This is a genomic window from Lentibacillus sp. JNUCC-1 (genome assembly GCF_009741735.1).
Classification (GTDB): domain Bacteria; phylum Bacillota; class Bacilli; order Bacillales; family Amphibacillaceae; genus Lentibacillus_B.
The window spans coordinates 1-19,928 of record NZ_WHOH01000003.1 but is presented as its reverse complement, the minus strand read 5'-3'; the positions used below and the strand labels follow the sequence as shown (position 1 = coordinate 19,928).

Genomic DNA, 19,928 nt, shown 5'->3' with positions numbered 1-19,928 from the left:
TGTGCTTATGCAGGAAATGTATCTACTCACGCATTTAATGGTGATTTTGTTTATCAACAAAACGTCCATAATCAGGGACTGCCACATCGTCAAAGTTTTTCACGAGTTCTTTCAATCCCGATTTCAGATGTTGACCCCGCACCGCAACTCCATGCCCGGTTATGACGACCTCAGGCGTTAATGCTGCCAGCTTTTCAACGGATTGCTTAGCCGCCTTCCAATCTGTGGTTAAATAACGCGGCGGGCCGTTGAGCTCTTCTTTCTGTATCAGAACATTATAGAAAGAATCCTGGCGCACTGTAATAAATGCATCCCCTGCAATCAGCACACGGTCATCTTCACGAAAGTAAGACACATGGCCTGGTGAGTGACCTGGCGTGTGCACCCATCTCCACCCGGGTAGTTCTGGTACGGAATGATCGGATGGCAGAACGCGGACCGAATCTCCAAGATCAATTGGATCATTCGGATACATTGGGGATATTTTTGCCAAAAGCCCCCTTCTACTGAACCATCTGGTATCGGATAACTTTTTTCTCCGGTTAAATAAGGCATTTCCAATTCATGCGCATACACTGGCACGTCCCACTCATCAAGCAATTCCACAAGACTTCCAACATGATCAAAATGGCCATGCGTCAAAATAATGGCCTGTGGCGGCACCCCTTCACCAAATCGCTCGGCAGCAGCACGTTTAATTTGCTTTGCACCGTACGGCAACCCTGCATCTGCCAGCACCCAGCCATTGCCATCTGGGGCTCCAATCATAATGACGTTAGCAATTTGATCAGTGTAGTAGGAAATATCTTCAGTGACCTCCTTCTCCACACCGCTCATAATAGAGGTCATCGGGATAAATTTACTGTCTTTTCCTTCTTGCATATACTGTTGATCCATAATCATACTCCTTTCCGTCATTAGGTAGTATCCCAACAACAGATTAGAGTATGAATTAAAAAAAGCTGAAGCGCACAGGCCTCAGCTTTTTTCTTCCAGCAAAGATCTTCCCATTATTTCCACTCGACGGGTGTCTTTTAATTCTTGCAATGTTCCCGCTCCAATGCCGAACATCGCCATTTTCAATTCAAATTCAATTTGGTCCATCACTGCAACAACTTTTTCTACCGATTCAGTTGCGGCTTCAAGAAGCAGCCGGGCAAAACCGACGACGTCCGCGCCAATTGTAATCGCCTTGGCGGCATCGAGACCCGTTTTCATACCGCCGCTCGCTACAACCGGAATGCCGTCGATATGATTTTTGACCGATACGATGCAATCTTTTGTTGGAATGCCCCAGCTGTTAAATGCTTCTGCCGCTGCTTTTCTTAATGGATCTTCCGAGCGCATTTTTTCAACTTGGCTCCATGACGTCCCCCCAGCACCAGCAACATCAACATAGGAAATGCCAGCCTCAAATAAATCCTTGGCGACAGTTCCATCAATCCCAAAGCCGACTTCTTTCGCACCCACTGGTACATCAAGGGCTGAGCAGATCTTTTCAATCTTGGATAAGAGGCCGGCAAAGTTCAGATCCCCGCCGTCCTGCACCACTTCCTGCAGACTGTTCAAATGCAGCACGAGTGAGTCTGCACCGGTTTTATCAATAATGGTCTGGCATTCTTCAACACCGTAACCGTAATTCAACTGAACCGCCCCAAGATTGGCAATCAACGGAACTGTTGGAGCCAAGTCCCTGACAGCAAATGAATCACGGTGGGCATCACTTTCAACGAACGCACGTGTCGAACCCAGCGCCATGACCCAGCCTTTTTCTTCAGCTGCCTGAGCCAAATTGCGATTGATCGTTGTCGCCAGTTCGGAGCCGCCCGTCATTGAGCTGACTAAAAACGGGGCCTTGAGCGTTTTGCCAAGAAAAGACGTACTTAAGTCGATTTCAGAAAAATTCACGTCCGGCAGCGCATTATGTATAAACGAGATGCCTTCCAATCCAGTTGATTTATTGACGCCTTCCACATTTTCCGTCAGACAAAGCCGTATATGTTCCGTTTTGCGTTTGTTAATCTCTTGAGTCATATGAGCACACCTTTCATCATTGTCAACTACCTCTACTTTATCTTTTTTTGAATCGATATGGAAGGATATTGATTAGAAAAATTAGAAGCCGCGGTAAGAGAGCGCCGCGGCCATTTTTCCCAAGCTATATGCTGTCGATTAATAAGCGGTCCAACCGCCATCCGCTTCAATGCTGACGCCATTAACGAAACTGGAATCACCTGAAGCGAGGAATAACGCAATGGTTGCAATTTCTTCCGGTTTACCGCTGCGAGGTGTGTTATTGGCACCGCTCATCACCCGACTCATGCCAAATTCATCTGGATTATCGATCGATGTGTTGATATTTGTATCGACACCGCCTGGCGCAATGGCATTACAACGGATGCCTTTTTCTGCATACATAAAAGCCACGTTTTTCGTAAATCCGGTTACGGCATGTTTAGAAGCCGTATACGCTGCGCCTGATCGTGAACCATAAAGCCCTCCGGATGACGTGTTGTTGATGATAACGCCGCCTTCTTTTTCCAAAAAGATCGGCAAGACTTTACGTGTTGCGCGCATGACCGAAGTCAAGTTGACATCCAAGATGCGATTCCAAAGATCATCTGTTACATTGCCTGCAGGTACGAAATTGTCCATTATGCCAGCGTTATTGACCAGAATGTCAACCGTTCCATACTTTTCAACGGCAGTGTCAATCATCTTCTGCACATCGTCTTCTTTAGCGACGTTTGCAGTAACTGCAGTGGCCTCACCACCAGCAGCTTTGATGTCATCAGCCACTTTTTCTGCGGTGTCAGCATTTAAGTCCGCTGCAACAACCTTAGCACCTTCCTTGGCATATAATAACGCGATGGCTTCTCCCATACCTGAACCTGCACCTGTTATAACTGCAACTTTGTCTTTCAGTTTCATCAACAAGCACCTCCAATGTGTGATACTTATATTTTACCTTATATCCTGAAATTGTTCAACGATGAGCAAGATAAAGTTTTCAGATAAGGTATCTTCCTTTCCATTATGTTAATATAGACTTTATACCCCAACACGAAAGGAGTCTTTATTATGAAAGCACACGCTAAAGCATTTGCTGCAAAAGCACATGACGGCCAGACAAGAAAAAGCAGTGCGGAACCTTATATCACCCACCCGATTCGTGTGGCTGAGCGGCTGGAAGCATCCGGCTGTTCTGAGGAAGTGATTTGTGCCGGCTACTTGCATGATGTCGTTGAAGATACCCTTGTTGAAATAGAAGATATAACTGAACACTTTGGAGAACACATTGCCCAGATTGTGGCTGCCCATACAGAAGATAAATCCAAATCATGGCATGAGCGGAAACAGCACACCATCGACACGATCCGTACTGCCAGTAAAGAGGTAAAGTATCTCATCGTAGCGGACAAGCTCGATAATCTTCTTGAACTGGAAAAAGAATTAAGCGAGCAAGGTGACAATGTATGGCGCCACTTTAACGCTGGCTTTGATGAGCAAAAGTGGTACAACGAATCCATTGCCATGAACATGGAAAAAGGCCTGGCTTCAGAAGACAGACCTGGGTTTTTTCATGATTTTCAAAAAGCTGTAAAACGTGTTTTTGGGGAGTAAACGTGTATGCTGTGCAGCATACATAACCTCTCCATCTAGCGTATATTCATGTTATTCGGTTCGTGACCTTTTCGCTCATTACGGTTAAGATCCGCGATTTTATCAAGCGCGTCCACTCTCAGTTCAAAGTCAAAGACCTCAAAATTCTCCTCAATCCGTACAGGTGTGACGGATTTTGGAATAACAATATTGCCATATTGCAAATGCCAGCGCAAAATCACCTGGGCTGCCGTCTTTCCATGCTCACGCGCAATCTCACCGATGACCGCATCTTCAAGCACAGCGCCCCCTGTCATAAGTGGACTGTAGGCTTCAAGATGAATTTCGTGCTCACTGCAAAATTGCTTAAGCTTTCTCTGCTGCAAGTATGGATGACATTCTACCTGATTTACAGCAGGCACCACATCGCACTCCTCCAGCAAGCGTTCCAGATGTTCCACATTAAAATTACACACGCCAATCGCTTTCGCGCGCCCATCCTGATACAGTTTTTCTAATGCTCTGTAAGTCTCAATATACTGCCCAAACTGAGGCGTTGGCCAATGAATCAAATACAAATCCACATAATCGAGCCCGAGCCGCTCAAGACTCGCTTCAAAAGCAGCCAGCGTCTCTTCATAGCCATGGTCCGCATTCCAGACTTTCGTCGTCACAAAAAGTTCTTCACGCGGAATACCGCTTTGTGCAATCGCCCGTCCAACACCTGCTTCATTACCATAAACTTTTGCCGTGTCAATGGACCGGTAACCAGTCTCAAGCGCCTTTGCAACAGCCGACTCAGCCTGCGTGTCTTCTACCTGCCAAACGCCAAACCCAAGCTGCGGCATCTTTACACCGTTATTTAATGTTACGTATTGCATATCATTGACCTCCCTTTTGCTAGTCTCTGTTTCGTATACTTTCTTCTACCCAATTATATCAATCGTAAACGAATAGCGTTCGTAAGCAGCACCTGCTTTGTCTTCTTCATCTTCCAGTACAAGTGTATAGGTTTTACGTTTGTCATAGTTCATCCGTTTAAACACGAACTTCTCACGGAATGTGCGCTCAGCTGGGTGATTTGCTGTCCGGTCGGCGATGATCACATTTTCATTGGAAACACGCATACCAGCTTCATCAACAAAATAAGCATTTAATCTTAATGGCCGACGTTTATCATCAACACGTTCGGTTTGCAGGAAAGTCAGGTAGGTCACTTCATGCGTAATTTTCCGGGTAGGTGTCGTCAAACGGACAATGACCTGTTTCACCGCATTCTCATCAGAACGGCTGCGATCGTTTTTAAATTTAATCACCGGAACGACAATTTCTTGCAGCATGGCACCCCCATGAACAAAATTCGCTCCTGCCCCCTGAATCGGGAAGCGGTTTATGCCTTTGGGAACCGTAATGAATAAGGGTTTGCCCCCATTTGTTTGGTTCATCTCATATGACAGCGTCTCTTCCACATTAATAGGCCCGTCCGTCAACATAAACCGGCGCTTTAACAGTAACGACTCCCCCTTATAACGCGGTGTCTTCTGGCTTTCGGCGATGTTGTCCCTCTGGTAAATAAAACCATGGTCAGCCGTAATTAGGACGTTGGAGACACTTAGATTCACCACCAGCTGGTTAACGAGCTGTGTAATGTCATCAACCGCCGTTTCCGCTGCCTGAAAAACATCTTGCTCTGTCGAGGCATTGTCTCCAGTAGCATCGATCACATTATGATAAATATAGATCATCTTTTTCCCCTGGAACGCCTCACGCATCATGCCACGATTCATTTCGACAACCTCATCAAATGATATGGCCATAGCTTCAGGCGTCCTTGTTTGCAAAAGCATTTCACGGTTCTTCAGACCTACCGTGCTATTACCGTCTGCAAGTACTTTGCCGTCTTCAGTCAGCGCCAGCGTGTTATGTGGCAAAAGTGCGGCCATTCCAAGCGCTGTGAATGACGGCAGGACACCCTGCATTGCTTTGAGCTCCGTAGACGCCTTTCTTTCATGGTTTAACGCATTCATGACCTCTTTCGCCACCTCAAAGCGAAGTGCATCGGAAATAATGACAAACACACGCTCATTGTTATGCTGATACGGCATCACCCAATCCCTGTAAAAATCACCTTGCTGGGAAATGCCAGGAATCGGCCATCCTTCCTTCTCCGTTGCTTCAAGCGCATGGGCCCACTTAATAGCAAGCTCATTCATAAATTGGTTGGTGTAGACCTTTTCAACATAATCGCGCAGACCAAGTAAATCATCCTTATCTTTTACCCTGTCGTAATGCACGTAAAATTTTCGGTAAGCCGTATCAAGCCGATAATAATTTTTCTCATACGTGGTAAAAAGATCAAAACCTGTCATTTCAGGGATGTATGCAAGTTCCTCATGAACGAGCTGTAACAGCTCTATAGCCCCCGATAACGCCCCATATTCCTGTTCGAACTCAGAATACCAATGACTGTGCCGGCGCTTTTCAAGCATGTCAGCATATGCTTTGAAATACGTCATGCCCGATATCAGCTGATGAACCACATAATCAATCGTCGTTCTATCGAATATACGGAAAGCATCAAATGCCAAACGTTCACGCACGTCCCATTGTGCGAGCAATGCTTCCATATCAATGTGCCGTTCCAATTGTCCGGCCACTTTGTCGTACACATGACGATCTTCACGGTGATTCATCCACTGATCCATGAACACAACCACATTGGCGGTCCGGCCGCTAATGAATGGTTTCCATGTTTGAGGCACTTCAATCATCTCGGCTGCTTCTGCCATGTATGTCATGATAAAAGACAAAGCAAGACTTTCAAGTGACTTGTCAGGATACATATAGCCATAGTATTTTTCAACCAACTGCCAAAACACATCTGACCCGGCATATTTATCCATAACTTCCCACAGCTGAGTCCTATCCTCTGAATGTTCATGCATGAGGGCTTTGATAATATCATCGATGGTATTTGTCTTGCTCTTAGTCAGAGCAGCAAGAACCGTTAGTTCAATGGCCTCTTCCGTCCAATCATGCACATCATATTTGCGGAAGGCCCTGAGCCGTTCCTTGTTGTTAAAAAATGACTGAAACGTTTTAAACGTTTCTCTAAGGGCGTCGTCAGTAAGGCCCAACTCGCGCATAATGACCGTGATCTTGTCTGTCGCGAATTCCTGTCCCATGCAAAATTGATCATACAGCCAGTCCTCTCGCGGTATCGGTTTTGGCATATTGGCGTATAGCAAGAAATGAGAGTCAGGATCGCGCTTTTCAAGTTCGTATTTCGTTGCGAACAAATTGTCTTTTCGAATGATCCACTTGCGGACGCCTGGGATGTCGATCTGTTCGATGTCTTCAGCGAATTCGCCGCTCTCGTCATACCAGAAGACGAGATGGCGTTTCTTGTTATGAGTCAGTTCTTTTTGGAAAAAATCTGCCAATACGCGCTGTGTTTCGGATAAATTCATGACTGCCCTCCTTGTATATTATGCTTAGGCTTTATTTTAAGCCTATTTATTCTAAAGGTTCTTTAAGCAAACAACCGGTCATAACGCCGTTACCTTTCACTGCAGGCGGTCGCTTTCCGCGGGCACGGCCTCAGCCTCCTCGAGGAAGACCACCTCTGCGGGGTCTTCGGACTCGTGCTGTTCCCGCTGGAGTCGCCGCCTTCCGTTCCAGGTAACTTAGTATGTGCGCCTATTTCATAAATAAGTTAACCTGCATCTTATGCCAAATGGTTGGACGCTGCGTGATGTTCCTAGATAATGGTCTTAGGATCATTTGGGACAAATCTTTTCCTCCCACTGGTGTCTCCGTATATTTCCACTGCTGGTAAGCAAGCATCTTTCTTCTATAACAAACACAAAAATATCCTGCCATAATATTTAAATACAATTTTAAACGATTAAATTTTCGTTAACAGGTTGGCTTGGAGAGGTTTTTTGCCTTCTCCTTGTGGGACTTGGATATTTTGAAATTTGGCGTAGTTACCTTTGACGCCGTCGTCAAGATCGAGATCAATGGCCTGGTTTGCGACGTGTGCGATGATTTCATCGTACTGTCGGCATTCTTGCAGTTGTTTTTGCAGTTTCTCTTTCTCTTTGGCGGCACGAGTCTTGTCCGGACGTGATGCATCGGATTCGAGCACATCGTCACGCCGGCGGATCTCATCCTCGTACTTCCGCTGCTGGGCATGAAGATATTGTGTACGGACACGTGCCACCAAGCCCGGATCATACCGATGTAAGTACACGAGCGCCTTAAACCCGTCCTGTTTTCCACTCTCAAACTGCCAGTAGATGGGCCGTTTTTGATAGGTTCTGACATGGTCTTTGTAAAATTCTTTCAAGAAATAACGACGAATTCGTTGCCTTGATGTTTCGCTCCCACGCTTTTTCAGCGTGTCTGCGATAAAGTCCAGGTTTGCCTCAAGATCTTCTTCCCCAAACGTCAATTTGAGAATCGTGATCAGCCGTGTGACAATATCGTCTTCAAAATACACATCATCTGTTATCGGAATGACATTCTCCTGATCGGGTTGAAATGTGTGATATTGATCCGGGTCAAATGTGCCTCCAGCAAATGCAAGACCCTCTTCATCCAGTGAATAACGACCAAACATAACTCCAACAGCATAGGACAAGAATGATTTGACGTCTCTTTCCTGATCAGCTTTGTTCACCGTCACTTCTTCATCCGGCACATCCGGTGTCAACTCATCCTCCAGACCGTATAATTCAATGAAAATACGATTCAATTCCTCTTCATTCTCTTTCAACTGACAGAATCGTCCATCTGCCTCATACGCCCAATTATCAAACGCCTCGTATAGCTTTGCTGCTCCGTTTTGGAATTCAAGGAACGGATGTTTTTTGAAATCCCATGAGGTTTCGAAAGAGTCCCAATCGGATTTGGAAATCGAAATGCTATTATCAGTTATTGAATTAACACGCTTTAACAGATCGCCCTTACATAGTACAACTGGAATTCTCTTAATATCGTTATTAGTAAAGCTAAGAGTTGGATTCAAGTAAGAAATAAAGTATGTAGATAGTTTTGATATCAACATTGCCAGTAAATATTTAGTTTGAGATCTATTGATAGGAAAAGCAGACCTGCTCGTGTCATCAAATATCGAATCATCTCTTTTAAGTTTTATTGAAAATTTACTAGAACTCAATTTATTCCAGGTAAGCCCTGCTTGAAAATAGTACATTGAATTACGAACTGCCGACCTTTGTTTTCCTTGCTTATCTCTAAAGTTCTTAATATCTGTTCCATTGTCAAACCAGTTTAAAATTACATTGCTATTTCCATACCATTTCCTGTAATCTCCCCCACTTTCACAAGGAAACCATTTAAATTTTAAATCTGTTGTATCACTGTCTGATTTATATCTAAATCCAATTTTTAAAATATCTACTTCTGTCCATACCCTTTGAAACAATAAATTGTTACCAGTAGATAATCCTGCTTTTGGTTCTGCTATATCTTGCAGTAATTTTTCATTTTTAAATATATTTCTAACCCGCTCACTCGCCCAATAAGCCACAGGTGATCCAGGTATATCCGAAAATCCATTCTGTGTCCGTTCATACCTTAGACTCTTATCAAAGAACCGTTCCATCTTTCCCTCAGCATTATTCACATCTACCAACCTTACAAACGTCGCAACAAATTTTGGTATGACCTTTTTCCGCAAGACAAAGGCTGTCGTTTGTACGACTTCTCCGCCGATTTCTGCAAAGGCGCGTGTGCCAAGGTGTGCCATGGAATAGATCTGGTGAGATTTGAGCATTTTTTCGCGCAGTTTCTCAAATGATGATAAGAACATCCATGAGTGCTGGTTGATTAAGCCTATAAACCCATTATCTTTTACAGCTCGGCTGGCTACTTCCATAAAGACGGCGTATAAATCAGCACTCGAATCCTTATAATGCTTCCTTAAATACGTCGTCAGTTCGGCGTTCATACCTTTACGGCCCATATACGGCGGGTTGGTTACAACGGCTTGATACTGACGCGTAATAACCTCTGCCTGATTAATCAGTTGTTCAACCAACTCAATCTTTTCTTCCTGAAAGGCAATGGAAAACATGTCATCTCCCTGCCCTTGCTTCAATTCATCGAGTCGCTCTCTTAAACCAGAAAGATCCAAATCAGGCATGATGACAGCAGAACCATATAACTTTGCATCCTTGAAGGTCTGTACGAGTAATGCAGCATCGTTTTTCAGACCTGATTCTCCTGCAAAAACGTCTATATCATCTTCGGTCAGGGTGTTGCTTTCTTCAATCCAATACAGGTTTGTCTTGATTGGACGTTCGAACAAACGGTAATTATATTGCATGGCTTTCATCAGCACGGCAAAATAGGCGAGCTGACCGGCACGTGGATCGATGTCAAGGCCATAGAGATTGTGCTCTAGGATCAAATGTGGGATATCCTGCTCACGGTAGCCTACTGATTTGTAAATGTCGAACAGAACTTCAAAGGCGTAGACAAGGATATGACCCGATCCCATGCATGGGTCGAGGAAGGTGATCGATGTCGGATCAAGGTTTGAATCCTTCATGTCCTGCAGACGAACTTTAACATTTTCTGGCTGGTCTGCGCTTTCAAGGTAATAGGGCAGTGTCTGCTTGAACGCTTCGTCTTTATGGGATTCCAACCATAGGCGGCCCAGGGAATTATCGACCATATACTGAACGATCCACCTTGGCGTAAACAATTCTGTTGCGGCCGGAATGTTCTCCTTCGTGATTTTTTTATTTTTCCGGAGGGCTGCAAAGACGTCATCCTTCTTCTCGGAAATATAGTACTGATACAGCCACCCGATGATTTCGACTTCCTTTGTCCAGTCATCTTCTTCAATCAATGACACCATATCCCGGATCACAGACGTGTCGGCAAGCAAATTACCTGGGAGAAGAAGTTCTGTGTAATCAGCAATTTCTTCAAACATGACCGGCATCCATTCACCGAGCTGGTTGCATTGTTTAACCAATATGTATTTGAACAAGCCTTCATCATCATTCACGTCCTGAAGGCCAAAAACTGTTTCTTCATCAAGGCCGAGGTCATCGATTAACAGCATGACCTCACTCAAAGCATCTGGCAGCTTTTTATCAGGTTCGATTGAAGAGAGGATTCTAATCCCGCTCGGCAGATAATCATTCACTTCCATGTACCGTAAGGCAATAAACCGGTTAAACCACGTATAGGCCACTTCATCAATCACCTGGCCATACCCTTTTTGCTCAATCTCATTAATTAGTCTGTCCCGCCGGCGTATTTCAGGCTGACTATAGAACTGGCCGTTGATCATAAACCCGTCTTCATAGATCTCCGCTTCCTTCACATGATCAGGCGAGATGCCGAGTTCAAACGCTTTCTGACCCACGTCCGCAATCAGTTTTCGTCGGGCCGTGGTGGCAAAACGCTTTATCGCACCTTTGTTCATACTGCATTCCTCCTTTTTATGGCAACAGACAGGTCATCACAAAGACCCGTCTGTTCCGATTCACACCAAATGAATGGTCGTCTCTTCATCAAGCTCATCCAGTAGTTGCTTCCGAAGTTCTTCTACAAAATTGTCGACATCATGTTTTGATTGTAATGTGCGTGTGCCTTTGATCATCATGTTTTTGCTTAAGGTCTTCGTTTTGCGAACAGGTTTCGGTTTCGGCTTTTCTGGTGCTTGCTGATCCGTATCTGGGTCTGGCTCAGGGATGTGCTGTTTGTCCCGCTCCCTGTTGATCGTTTCCATGCATCTAACCTTCAACCGGTCGCTTTCTACCTGCATGGCAATCGCCTCATACAAGTCATTGACACGGTCAAGACGGTCCTCCAAAGTGCGAAAGGCTTCCCTGAAATCAAGCAAGAGTTTGTCTTTCAGAACGTCATCTTTGGCCAGTTCTGTTTCAACTTCAGCCATATCCTCTTGGATGGATGCTTTCACGGGTTTGCATTCCTCTTCAAGCAAATCAACAAAGTGATTGTCAAACGCTTGATACAGTCCAGGAAGTTCCTGGATCATGTCATATGGCTGGGTATTGTTAACGATTCTCTCCATTTGGTGGGCCGTTTGGGTAATCGTTTTATCTGTCACATAAGTTCGGTTTTTATCAAAAATCTGCAACCGTTTAACCGCTTCATCAAATTTTTCTTGCTGATTCTTAAAGAAGCTTTTCACTTCTTTGGAATCCTCGGCATAGGCTCGCAAATCGCGGCGCATTTCCCGGACGGCTTTGTAGAATGTCGCCGTGTCCCCGATTTCCAGCAAATCATCAATCAACTTTTTGCCTTTTCTGAGCACATTTTCCCCAGGATAATACACACCATGCTGGCGGTAGTTTGCCAAAAGGTCGATCAGTACTTCCCGTTCACTTTGCAACAATTCCGTGAAACGATTTCTCAAACCGTCTTCGTCTGTTGGCAGGGCTGAGATGCCAAACAGATCCTTGCTCACATCACGGACTGTTTTTAAGAGAATTGGGGAAACACGTTCCCGCTTTTTCACAATGACGCGATCGATATTGTCCCGCTTGGTCAGGTAGTTGACGAGATTCGGATCGTCCAGCTGCAACTCTTTCGTATTCAGCCGGAAGTGGATATCTTGTGATTTGAACAACTGAACCAGAAGTGCTGTGATATCCAGTTCAAGCCAACCATAAGGTTTTGCAGAAAAGTAATCACGAAGATCTTTCACAGTCATGCTTTGATTGCGGTTTGCAAGGCGATCAATATAAACCATCACTTCCTTTAATGCATTGGCATTTGGTTGCTTGACACCTTCTAGAGCCATCTGCTCCGGTTCTGTTACAAAGTTCTGCAAATCTTTTACTGTATCGACAAATTCAGTGACATAATCGAGCTTGTTATATTCCGCTCTGACAAGCATTCTTAATGCATCATTTATCCTGTCCACCGGGTTCTTAGGTCCAATATCCATCTGCTGGCCATTAACATAGATCTCGGCATATTTTAAGCCCTCAGTCAGAAATGTGCGGATGCGTTCCTGCCGCTCTGTTACTTCACGGGACTTCCGCGTTTTAATATCTTCCACTGCCTGGGAGACTGCTGTACCGCTTTTTAATTTTAAATAAGCCTGGATACGCAGAATTTCATCCATCTCCTCAAGATAGGACGTATCCTGAGGCAGCTTCAAAATGACGTTGTTTTCCCGAAGTGAGACCATCTTGAGTTCGGAAGCATTAAAATCAAGTGCTTCATCTGCGTACGGCGTCAGCACTCTGACCCCCAAGTCGCTTGCCTGTGTCCTTACTGGCCGGTCATCAATGTAGGCGTTGAACGCAAAGTGATACTTATTGGAATAACGGTATTTTCTATCTGTATAGATCCCTTCAAAAACCTCGTTGCCTATTTTCTGGACGACTTCAGAGGTTTCCACGTGCATATGTTTAATCTCGCGGTTTACATCCTGTTCGTCATTGGTGAGGAAAATGTAAGCATCACCATTACGCTGAATCAAGGTTTGTTTTGTTAAACGGATGAGCGCTGTTTCAATTCGCTTTTTGAGTTCAATTTTATCAACATCAATGTGGTCGATCATGAGCGTTGCAATGTTCTCCATGTTGGCTGGCAGTTCTTTCACGTACTTAATCAGGAACAATAGTTTAAGGACATTAATATCAAATTCCTCAAGCTTTTCATTTTGTGAGGCATGGATGATCACCGTTCGAATGCTGGAATCAAGAAACGCCTCAATCGTTTCATAAAATGCTGAGAAAGGCGCAAGCGTCCCTTCTTGCTCATTTCCATACTGGATCGCTGATTCTTGAAAAGCACTTAACAGGGAACGTTCACCTTCTGCTAGGTGCTTTCCTGCCGCGCCATGAATCCGCACCCCGGTAAAAACATTCTGCAGTAAGTTAAACTGATACGGGATGAACGGATAGACATCGATAAAATCATCCGCATTTGCATATGTCTTCATCTCTGCACTGTCTTGGGTAAATGAAAGCACACTTTGAAGGATCGAATTTTTCTTCCGATACACTTCATCAAGCGTCTGGGCGCCAGGCTCGTTTTTTTCTAAAATACGCTTCTTAATCACTTCATCGACAAACGCACTGGAGAGGCTCAGTTTCGTGTCAAAACGCCCTTGAATCTTGGAAAAGTCATTGCCTTTAACAGTCAGGACGGAATCGATGTCTTCTTGAGATGTCACAATGATCCAGGCTTTACCCTTACACTGCCGCCCAAGTTCATGCACAATGGTCTGCAGGTTGAGCATGGCGCGGGAATTGTCACCGATATACTGACCCACTTCATCAATGAAAAATGCTACATGATGGTCTGGACCTTTGTCGTCTATGTATTCCTTCACGCGGCCTGCGAAACGCTCGATACTAATCGTATATTCTTCTTCTGCTCGCTCAAACCAATTCCGGGCAGACGCTTCACTCATCTGTGTTGTCTTGCTCAGCGCTTCGATAATCGCATCTTCTTCATAATAAAAATCCTCACGTGCTTCTACCCAAGACGTGCCGGCAATATCGTGAAATGTTTTCTTGAAGGTTTCGTATGTACCGTCTTTCTGCATGTTCCGCTCAATTTCGGCAATCCACGGAATCGCACCGCAAAACCCCTGCATTTCATTAAAGACTTTGTTCAGCACTTTAACAATGGATTCCTTATCAGCCATTGAATCTGATTCACTTTTAGCATCAATGTCAAACAGGACGACATCGGTCGTAATGCTGCCTGCTTTTTTAAGATGGTCAACCGTCTTTGGATCATGGATTTTATCCTCGAAAAAATCAATGGCCTGCTTGCCTTGAACAGCGCGATTTTCCACTAGGTAAGAAAGGATTTTAAGGAAATGTGATTTACCAGATCCGAAAAAGCCGGAAATCCATACCCCAATCTTATCCGTCGGCGTCTCAATGCCTTTTGCATACGCTTCAAAAAAGGAGCCGATATGTTTATGCAGCTCATTTGTCACCACATATTCCTCAAGCTCCTGATACATGTTCGCATCGTCATCCTGTCCAATCTTTATGACGCCTTTAATATCTCTGTTAATGCGCCGCTTAAACATGTCTTTAATCTGCATGGTGATCCTCCTTTAAAAGTTAATCACTTACGAGCTGAAAAGCCCTGTAATAGTTGTCATCTTTAATCTCATTGAACAAGACAAGTTCCTGCCCATCATAACGACCTGGGAAAAACAACACCACTGGAACTTGCCCAACTGCATGATGCAGGTTATTCAAAACGACATGTGAACGGATAATTGGAAACACTTTCCCGATGCCTGTAATGAATACAATATCATGAGGTTCAATCCGTTCTGCCATATAGCGTATGATCTGATCATTGTTCAGCGTCAGACGCAACGCCTTTCTTGTGGCATTGAGCACATATTGACTGCCTTTTTTCTCCTCCATGACGAAATTCTTTTCCAAGTACCCTTTTTCATCAAGAATCTCGAGTACCATTTCATAGAGGTCAAATTCAGTGATACGCTGGGAAGATGAAGGATCATTGTTAATTTGATCTTTTAAATAGGCAATATGATCCCTGACGAGCATTTCATACTGCGGCTCGTAATCAAAAATATGATAACCGATTTCATTACCCAATCCCCGATTTTGCCTGAATGATGGATCTTTAATTTTCGGTAAGATGGCGTCCAATCTTTCATGAATGGTCTTCACGATGTTCCCCCCTGCATTGTCGCTTCAAGAAAACGCTCTGATCCTATTTTCCGTAAATGCTCAATTACATCTGGCTCTACAAACGGCACAACGAGTTCAAGTTGATTGTGGTCTTTTTTTATCAGCCCAGCCTCATATAGTATGCGGGTATATACTTGCTGCAGCTTGTAGAATGTATAGGGCTTCCAATAGGCCATATGTTCACTCTGCTGGCGTTTAGCCTCAAAGAAAATATTAAAATCTCCCGGCTGAAGGATGAGGTCTTTATATACAAACTTGTCACCAATCACTTCCAGCAAGAATTCATAGAACAGACGGTCCGTTTTAGCAATAGCATATAAAACGATGTATTTGCTCGTATTGGTATGTGCTTTAACAATCCGCTCAAGCAAATAGTCATCAAGTGATTGCAATCTGGTTCGAACCGCTGCGGCAATATCACGTTTCCTGGTTTCAGACTTCACCTGGAAAATATTTTGGTGGATGACCTGCTCCTTTATCTCCAAGTCATTCAACCCCTGCAGCATCAGCTCTGCAAGCTTTTTTGTTTCTATGTAAAGAAATGGTCGGGATTTAATGGTCGACCGATATTGCAGTTGATTTGTCATTTTCTACCATTCCCTTGAGCCGAATTGTTGTTTTATAGTTATTTTAGCATATAGAAGTGGGATTTAGTTGATCAAAATGAAAAAGACCGCATATATGCAGTCCTTTACTCATCTTCAAAAAAATCTTCGTCGGCTATAGAGTCTGGTTCAATCCGCCGAAAACTTTCATATTCTTCTGCTGACATCACTTGGTCTATTGAATAACGTTCTTCAGGATTCTCGTCAGCATATTTTATCCTTTCAGCGATTTTATTCTCCCAAAAGACCCCCATTATTATCAACTCCACCTCTATAAAGCACTAATTAGTTTGCTTAGCACATCACCAATCGCAATTGCTCTTTATCGTTTAATACGCTATCAAAGTTAATCGGATGATTTAACTCACCTACGATTGAAATGTTAACTTTTCGGTGTGGTACAGCTTCGGGATGAATGCTTTCAATTCTGGCTCTATAGTTACACTCACTTCTAATAATTTCAAACATCCATCCACTGTAAAACGCAGGAATGTAGCCCAGTTTTTTTCCGTTTACAGTCATCACCACAACTGCTTTATGATCCTCCGGGTTGTCAGGGTCCAAGGTGAATCTGACATGATCTCCTTTTTGCAGCTGATCGATTACATTTTCTCCATCGTAATAACGCCAGCCAGCTACATAAAAGTCTAAATCAAAATGGTCGCCCTCTACAAATACAGGCGAAACAAACTCATAAGAATCGGTTGCCAACATCCCACCTGTAGCTCTCAGGACATCCATATCAGTACTATCAAGTGAGAGACCTAGCTCTTTTAGAACTTGTTGATAATCAGGTCTCCTAGGATCAGGTAAACGCCGAGCGAAAGGACCAAAAAGTTTACTAGAAGTATACAATTTGTCCGTATCAGGAAAGGCTAAATGGGGATGATAGCCATTATCCATTGCTTCTTGTAGCTTCCTTCTGTAGCCGCTATTTTCATAAGAGAAAGTGTAAACATCATCTTGATGAAGCAACCTTCCAATGTGGTATCGTTGTCGCGTCTCGACGTTTTGCCAGATCAACCATAGTTCAAACGGCCTCTTTTTCATGACCTCACACTCCTTTCATACCAGCTTTTAATCCACTTCTTTCGATATATTAAAAGATGGACCACCCAATCTTTACTTAAATCACTCATTATTTCACTTGGAATATCCTCAACGATGTCTAATAACAGTTCACTGGTTAATTTATCAAATTTCGTCATTATTATACTGACCTCATGAGGAAAGTGTGTATACAAAAAAGACAATAATTCTAGATGCCTCGGCTTTTTTCTACCTGGCAAACCAATACTAGACTTCCCTCTGTTACAAAAGCCTTCCAGCATACGCATATCAGTCAGCATATTCCTCTTTTTGAGATTGACTTCATTAAAACCAAGGGAAGACCCATTATCGTAAATAGGCGATAATTGTATTCCTCTAGGACCACTTAGAACACCCCAATTATCACAATGTCGGTCATTATTCGCAATCAAGGCATCAAAGAAAGGAAATGCTATAAAGTTCTTTTCTAAACTATATGCAGAAAGGATATCAATAATATGAGGCAATTCATAATACCTTAATGAGTGACGATTAAAGTCTTCAAATCGTGCTAAAAATAAGTCGCCACCCTCATAAAATTCTTCAGTTGTGGCACGAAAATTCTTTGAAATAGTACCCACAACTCCGTTATTTATAGCTAATTCTACTTCAACCGTATTAAAACCTAGTTCTGAGCCCACTTTACTCGCAATATATTCCGCCCAATGGCCACCAGTTCCTTCAACAGGTATTTTAAAGAGATACTTTGCAGCATGCTCTGAATCCGTTCCTGGTTCCAATAACCAGTATTTTGTCCGCGTACCTGAGGCCTGACTTTTAGTGTCTCGTTCCCAGAGCGAAATATCAATCATTTTGTAATCGCCCCTTCACACTAAAATCATTATTATATATAAGTATATAGTTAGTTTAATTTAATGTCACTTAAAACCTCTGTAAAGAAGGGGGTTAGATAGTGATAGGATTTAGGAATCGCAAATGAGATAAAAGAACCTCCGAAAATAAACCACTAAAAGACAGTCATAAAAACACTATGAACCATGATGTGATATGATCCGATTGCGGGCTGGATGACTTCTTGTCGTGCCATAATTCCCCTGTAAATCTTGATGTGATATGATTGATTGCTTAGACTTAAACGTCTTGGATTGGCCATAATTCCCCTGTAAATCTTGATGTGATATGATATGCTTATTAATTTGAATGGAATGGCAGTGCCGCTGCCATAATTCCCCTGTAAATCTTGATGTGATATGATAATCAATGCCATTTTCATTCATAAAGTTTTGCCATAATTCCCCTGTAAATCTTGATGTGATATGATTTGTCAGATCAAGCTAAAGGCAATGAAGAAGCCATAATTCCCCTGTAAATCTTGATGTGATATGATTTAACCGGACAACGGGGCAAGTTCTATCGGGCCATAATTCCCCTGTAAATCTTGATGTGATATGATTGGGTACGTTGAGCGCATAGCGAATAACGCGCCATAATTCCCCTGTAAATCTTGATGTGATATGATGAAACTATGAACCTTACAAACACAAATATAGCCATAATTCCCCTGTAAATCTTGATGTGATATGATTGCCGATAAGGTTTCCCTTGCTCTGGTACTGCCATAATTCCCCTGTAAATCTTGATGTGATATGATTGAATGAGTTAAAAGTTAAAGATGTTCTTGGCCATAATTCCCCTGTAAATCTTGATGTGATATGATAATAGAAAACGTGTGGTGCGTCGTGGATTTGCCATAATTCCCCTGTAAATCTTGATGTGATATGATAAGCAAAGCCAATCGGTGGCGCTCAATGGGGCCATAATTCCCCTGTAAATCTTGATGTGATATGATCAACCTTTTAAGCGTCTGAACAATGCGCCCGCCATAATTCCCCTGTAAATCTTGATGTGATATGATATTTCTTCCCAAGTATAACCTTCATCCTTGGCCATAATTCCCCTGTAAATCTTGATGTGATATGATATTATAAGGACGAGTGGGATCTATGAAAGGCCATAATTCCCCTGTAAATCTTGATGTGATATGATATCTCAAGCGTGAGTTAAACGAGATCAAGAGCCATAATTCCCCTGTAAATCTTGATGTGATATGATTCATGAAACGTTAAGACTTGCTGCGGAAAAGCCATAATTCCCCTGTAAATCTTGATGTGATATGATTACGTTGTCCAAAAGATACTACTGGTTAAGCCATAATTCCCCTGTAAATCTTGATGTGATATGATTTGGCTGATATACTGGCCGCCGCTAGTGCTGCCATAATTCCCCTGTAAATCTTGATGTGATATGATGAAATCCACTGTTGTTATTAGTTTCCGCTGGCCATAATTCCCCTGTAAATCTTGATGTGATATGATTATTATACTATAGTTAGACATCAGGGGAAGGCCATAATTCCCCTGTAAATCTTGATGTGATATGATCAAATTCGAGGCATTATTCATGATGCCTGGCCATAATTCCCCTGTAAATCTTGATGTGATATGATAATAGAAAACGTGTGGTGCGTCGTGGATTTGCCATAATTCCCCTGTAAATCTTGATGTGATATGATAAGCAAAGCCAATCGGTGGCGCTCAATGGGGCCATAATTCCCCTGTAAATCTTGATGTGATATGATCAACCTTTTAAGCGTCTGAACAATGCGCCCGCCATAATTCCCCTGTAAATCTTGATGTGATATGATATTTCTTCCCAAGTATAACCTTCATCCTTGGCCATAATTCCCCTGTAAATCTTGATGTGATATGATATTATAAGGACGAGTGGGATCTATGAAAGGCCATAATTCCCCTGTAAATCTTGATGTGATATGATATCTCAAGCGTGAGTTAAACGAGATCAAGAGCCATAATTCCCCTGTAAATCTTGATGTGATATGATTGAAGAAACTCAAGAACCGAGCAAGAGAAGGCCATAATTCCCCTGTAAATCAATGATCATA

12 protein-coding genes, 1 pseudogene and 1 CRISPR repeat array are annotated in these 19,928 nt (G+C 43.2%); of the genes and pseudogenes, 1 reads left to right on the top strand and 12 read right to left on the bottom strand.

The features are described 5' to 3' along the window. Positions 1 to 34 precede the first annotated feature (34 nt). From JNUCC1_RS10460 to JNUCC1_RS10450, 3 genes and pseudogenes are all read right to left on the bottom strand, one after another. Positions 35 to 897, bottom strand: a pseudogene (locus JNUCC1_RS10460) (MBL fold metallo-hydrolase). A gap of 81 nt (positions 898 to 978) precedes the next feature. Next, positions 979 to 2,034: a type 2 isopentenyl-diphosphate Delta-isomerase gene (fni, locus tag JNUCC1_RS10455; RefSeq protein WP_156645492.1), complete on the bottom strand. Its 1,056-nt coding sequence runs from the start codon at positions 2,032 to 2,034 to the stop codon at positions 979 to 981. A 138-nt stretch (positions 2,035 to 2,172) separates the two neighbouring features. Then, positions 2,173 to 2,931 carry an SDR family oxidoreductase gene (locus JNUCC1_RS10450; protein ID WP_156645491.1) on the bottom strand — a complete coding sequence of 253 codons (759 nt, stop codon included), beginning with the start codon at positions 2,929 to 2,931 and terminating at the stop codon, positions 2,173 to 2,175. 150 nt (positions 2,932 to 3,081) lie between these two features. Here JNUCC1_RS10450 and JNUCC1_RS10445 point away from each other — a divergent pair, with 150 nt between their 5' ends. Further along, positions 3,082 to 3,624, top strand: coding sequence for an HD domain-containing protein (locus JNUCC1_RS10445; RefSeq protein ID WP_156645490.1), 543 nt, complete (start codon positions 3,082 to 3,084; stop codon positions 3,622 to 3,624). A gap of 35 nt (positions 3,625 to 3,659) precedes the next feature. On the opposite strand, the gene JNUCC1_RS10440 is transcribed toward JNUCC1_RS10445, so the two are convergent. From JNUCC1_RS10440 to JNUCC1_RS10400, 9 genes are all read right to left on the bottom strand, one after another. After that, the gene (locus JNUCC1_RS10440) at positions 3,660 to 4,484 is read right to left on the bottom strand and encodes an aldo/keto reductase (RefSeq protein ID WP_156645489.1); all 825 of its coding nucleotides are present in this window, start codon (positions 4,482 to 4,484) and stop codon (positions 3,660 to 3,662) included. Between the two features lie 45 nt (positions 4,485 to 4,529). Further along, positions 4,530 to 7,073 (bottom strand): BREX-1 system phosphatase PglZ type A, encoded by a 2,544-nt coding sequence (gene pglZ / locus JNUCC1_RS10435; protein ID WP_156645488.1) that lies wholly within the window; start codon positions 7,071 to 7,073, stop codon positions 4,530 to 4,532. Between the two features lie 437 nt (positions 7,074 to 7,510). Beyond that, on the bottom strand, positions 7,511 to 11,068 hold the full coding sequence (gene pglX / locus JNUCC1_RS10430; protein WP_156645487.1) for a BREX-1 system adenine-specific DNA-methyltransferase PglX: 3,558 nt from the start codon (positions 11,066 to 11,068) through the stop codon (positions 7,511 to 7,513). A 60-nt stretch (positions 11,069 to 11,128) separates the two neighbouring features. Next, a complete protein-coding gene (brxC, locus tag JNUCC1_RS10425; protein ID WP_156645486.1) occupies positions 11,129 to 14,686 on the bottom strand; it encodes a BREX system P-loop protein BrxC in 3,558 nt (1,185 codons plus the stop codon). Positions 14,687 to 14,705: 19 nt separating this feature from the next. Next, the gene (locus JNUCC1_RS10420) at positions 14,706 to 15,290 is read right to left on the bottom strand and encodes a DUF1788 domain-containing protein (RefSeq protein WP_331713742.1); all 585 of its coding nucleotides are present in this window, start codon (positions 15,288 to 15,290) and stop codon (positions 14,706 to 14,708) included. Further along, positions 15,287 to 15,898 carry a DUF1819 family protein gene (locus JNUCC1_RS10415; RefSeq protein WP_156645485.1) on the bottom strand — a complete coding sequence of 204 codons (612 nt, stop codon included), beginning with the start codon at positions 15,896 to 15,898 and terminating at the stop codon, positions 15,287 to 15,289. The genes JNUCC1_RS10420 and JNUCC1_RS10415 overlap by 4 nt, the downstream gene beginning before the upstream one ends. 104 nt (positions 15,899 to 16,002) lie before the next feature. Further along, the gene (locus JNUCC1_RS10410; protein WP_156645484.1) at positions 16,003 to 16,170 is read right to left on the bottom strand and encodes a hypothetical protein; all 168 of its coding nucleotides are present in this window, start codon (positions 16,168 to 16,170) and stop codon (positions 16,003 to 16,005) included. A 40-nt stretch (positions 16,171 to 16,210) separates the two neighbouring features. Continuing rightward, a complete protein-coding gene (locus JNUCC1_RS10405) occupies positions 16,211 to 16,966 on the bottom strand; it encodes an HIRAN domain-containing protein (protein WP_156645483.1) in 756 nt (251 codons plus the stop codon). Continuing rightward, entirely contained in the window at positions 16,963 to 17,817 is an 855-nt protein-coding gene (locus tag JNUCC1_RS10400; RefSeq protein ID WP_156645482.1) for a HipA domain-containing protein, read from the bottom strand. The genes JNUCC1_RS10405 and JNUCC1_RS10400 overlap by 4 nt, the downstream gene beginning before the upstream one ends. Before the next feature lie 231 nt (positions 17,818 to 18,048). Next, positions 18,049 to 19,867: direct repeats of the CRISPR family, unit length 36 nt; unit sequence GCCATAATTCCCCTGTAAATCTTGATGTGATATGAT. Positions 19,868 to 19,928: the final 61 nt, after the last annotated feature.

Excerpts from the sequence above, each read along its gene's own strand:
- fni (WP_156645492.1), bottom strand. The coding sequence starts at position 2,034 with ATGACTCAAGAGATTAACAAACGCAAAACGGAACATATACGGCTTTGT.
- JNUCC1_RS10450 (WP_156645491.1), bottom strand. The coding sequence starts at position 2,931 with ATGAAACTGAAAGACAAAGTTGCAGTTATAACAGGTGCAGGTTCAGGT.
- JNUCC1_RS10445 (WP_156645490.1), top strand. The coding sequence starts at position 3,082 with ATGAAAGCACACGCTAAAGCATTTGCTGCAAAAGCACATGACGGCCAG.
- JNUCC1_RS10440 (WP_156645489.1), bottom strand. The coding sequence starts at position 4,484 with ATGCAATACGTAACATTAAATAACGGTGTAAAGATGCCGCAGCTTGGG.
- pglZ (WP_156645488.1), bottom strand. The coding sequence starts at position 7,073 with ATGAATTTATCCGAAACACAGCGCGTATTGGCAGATTTTTTCCAAAAA.
- pglX (WP_156645487.1), bottom strand. The coding sequence starts at position 11,068 with ATGAACAAAGGTGCGATAAAGCGTTTTGCCACCACGGCCCGACGAAAA.
- brxC (WP_156645486.1), bottom strand. The coding sequence starts at position 14,686 with ATGCAGATTAAAGACATGTTTAAGCGGCGCATTAACAGAGATATTAAA.
- JNUCC1_RS10415 (WP_156645485.1), bottom strand. The coding sequence starts at position 15,898 with ATGACAAATCAACTGCAATATCGGTCGACCATTAAATCCCGACCATTT.
- JNUCC1_RS10410 (WP_156645484.1), bottom strand. The coding sequence starts at position 16,170 with ATGGGGGTCTTTTGGGAGAATAAAATCGCTGAAAGGATAAAATATGCT.
- JNUCC1_RS10405 (WP_156645483.1), bottom strand. The coding sequence starts at position 16,966 with ATGAAAAAGAGGCCGTTTGAACTATGGTTGATCTGGCAAAACGTCGAG.
- JNUCC1_RS10400 (WP_156645482.1), bottom strand. The coding sequence starts at position 17,817 with ATGATTGATATTTCGCTCTGGGAACGAGACACTAAAAGTCAGGCCTCA.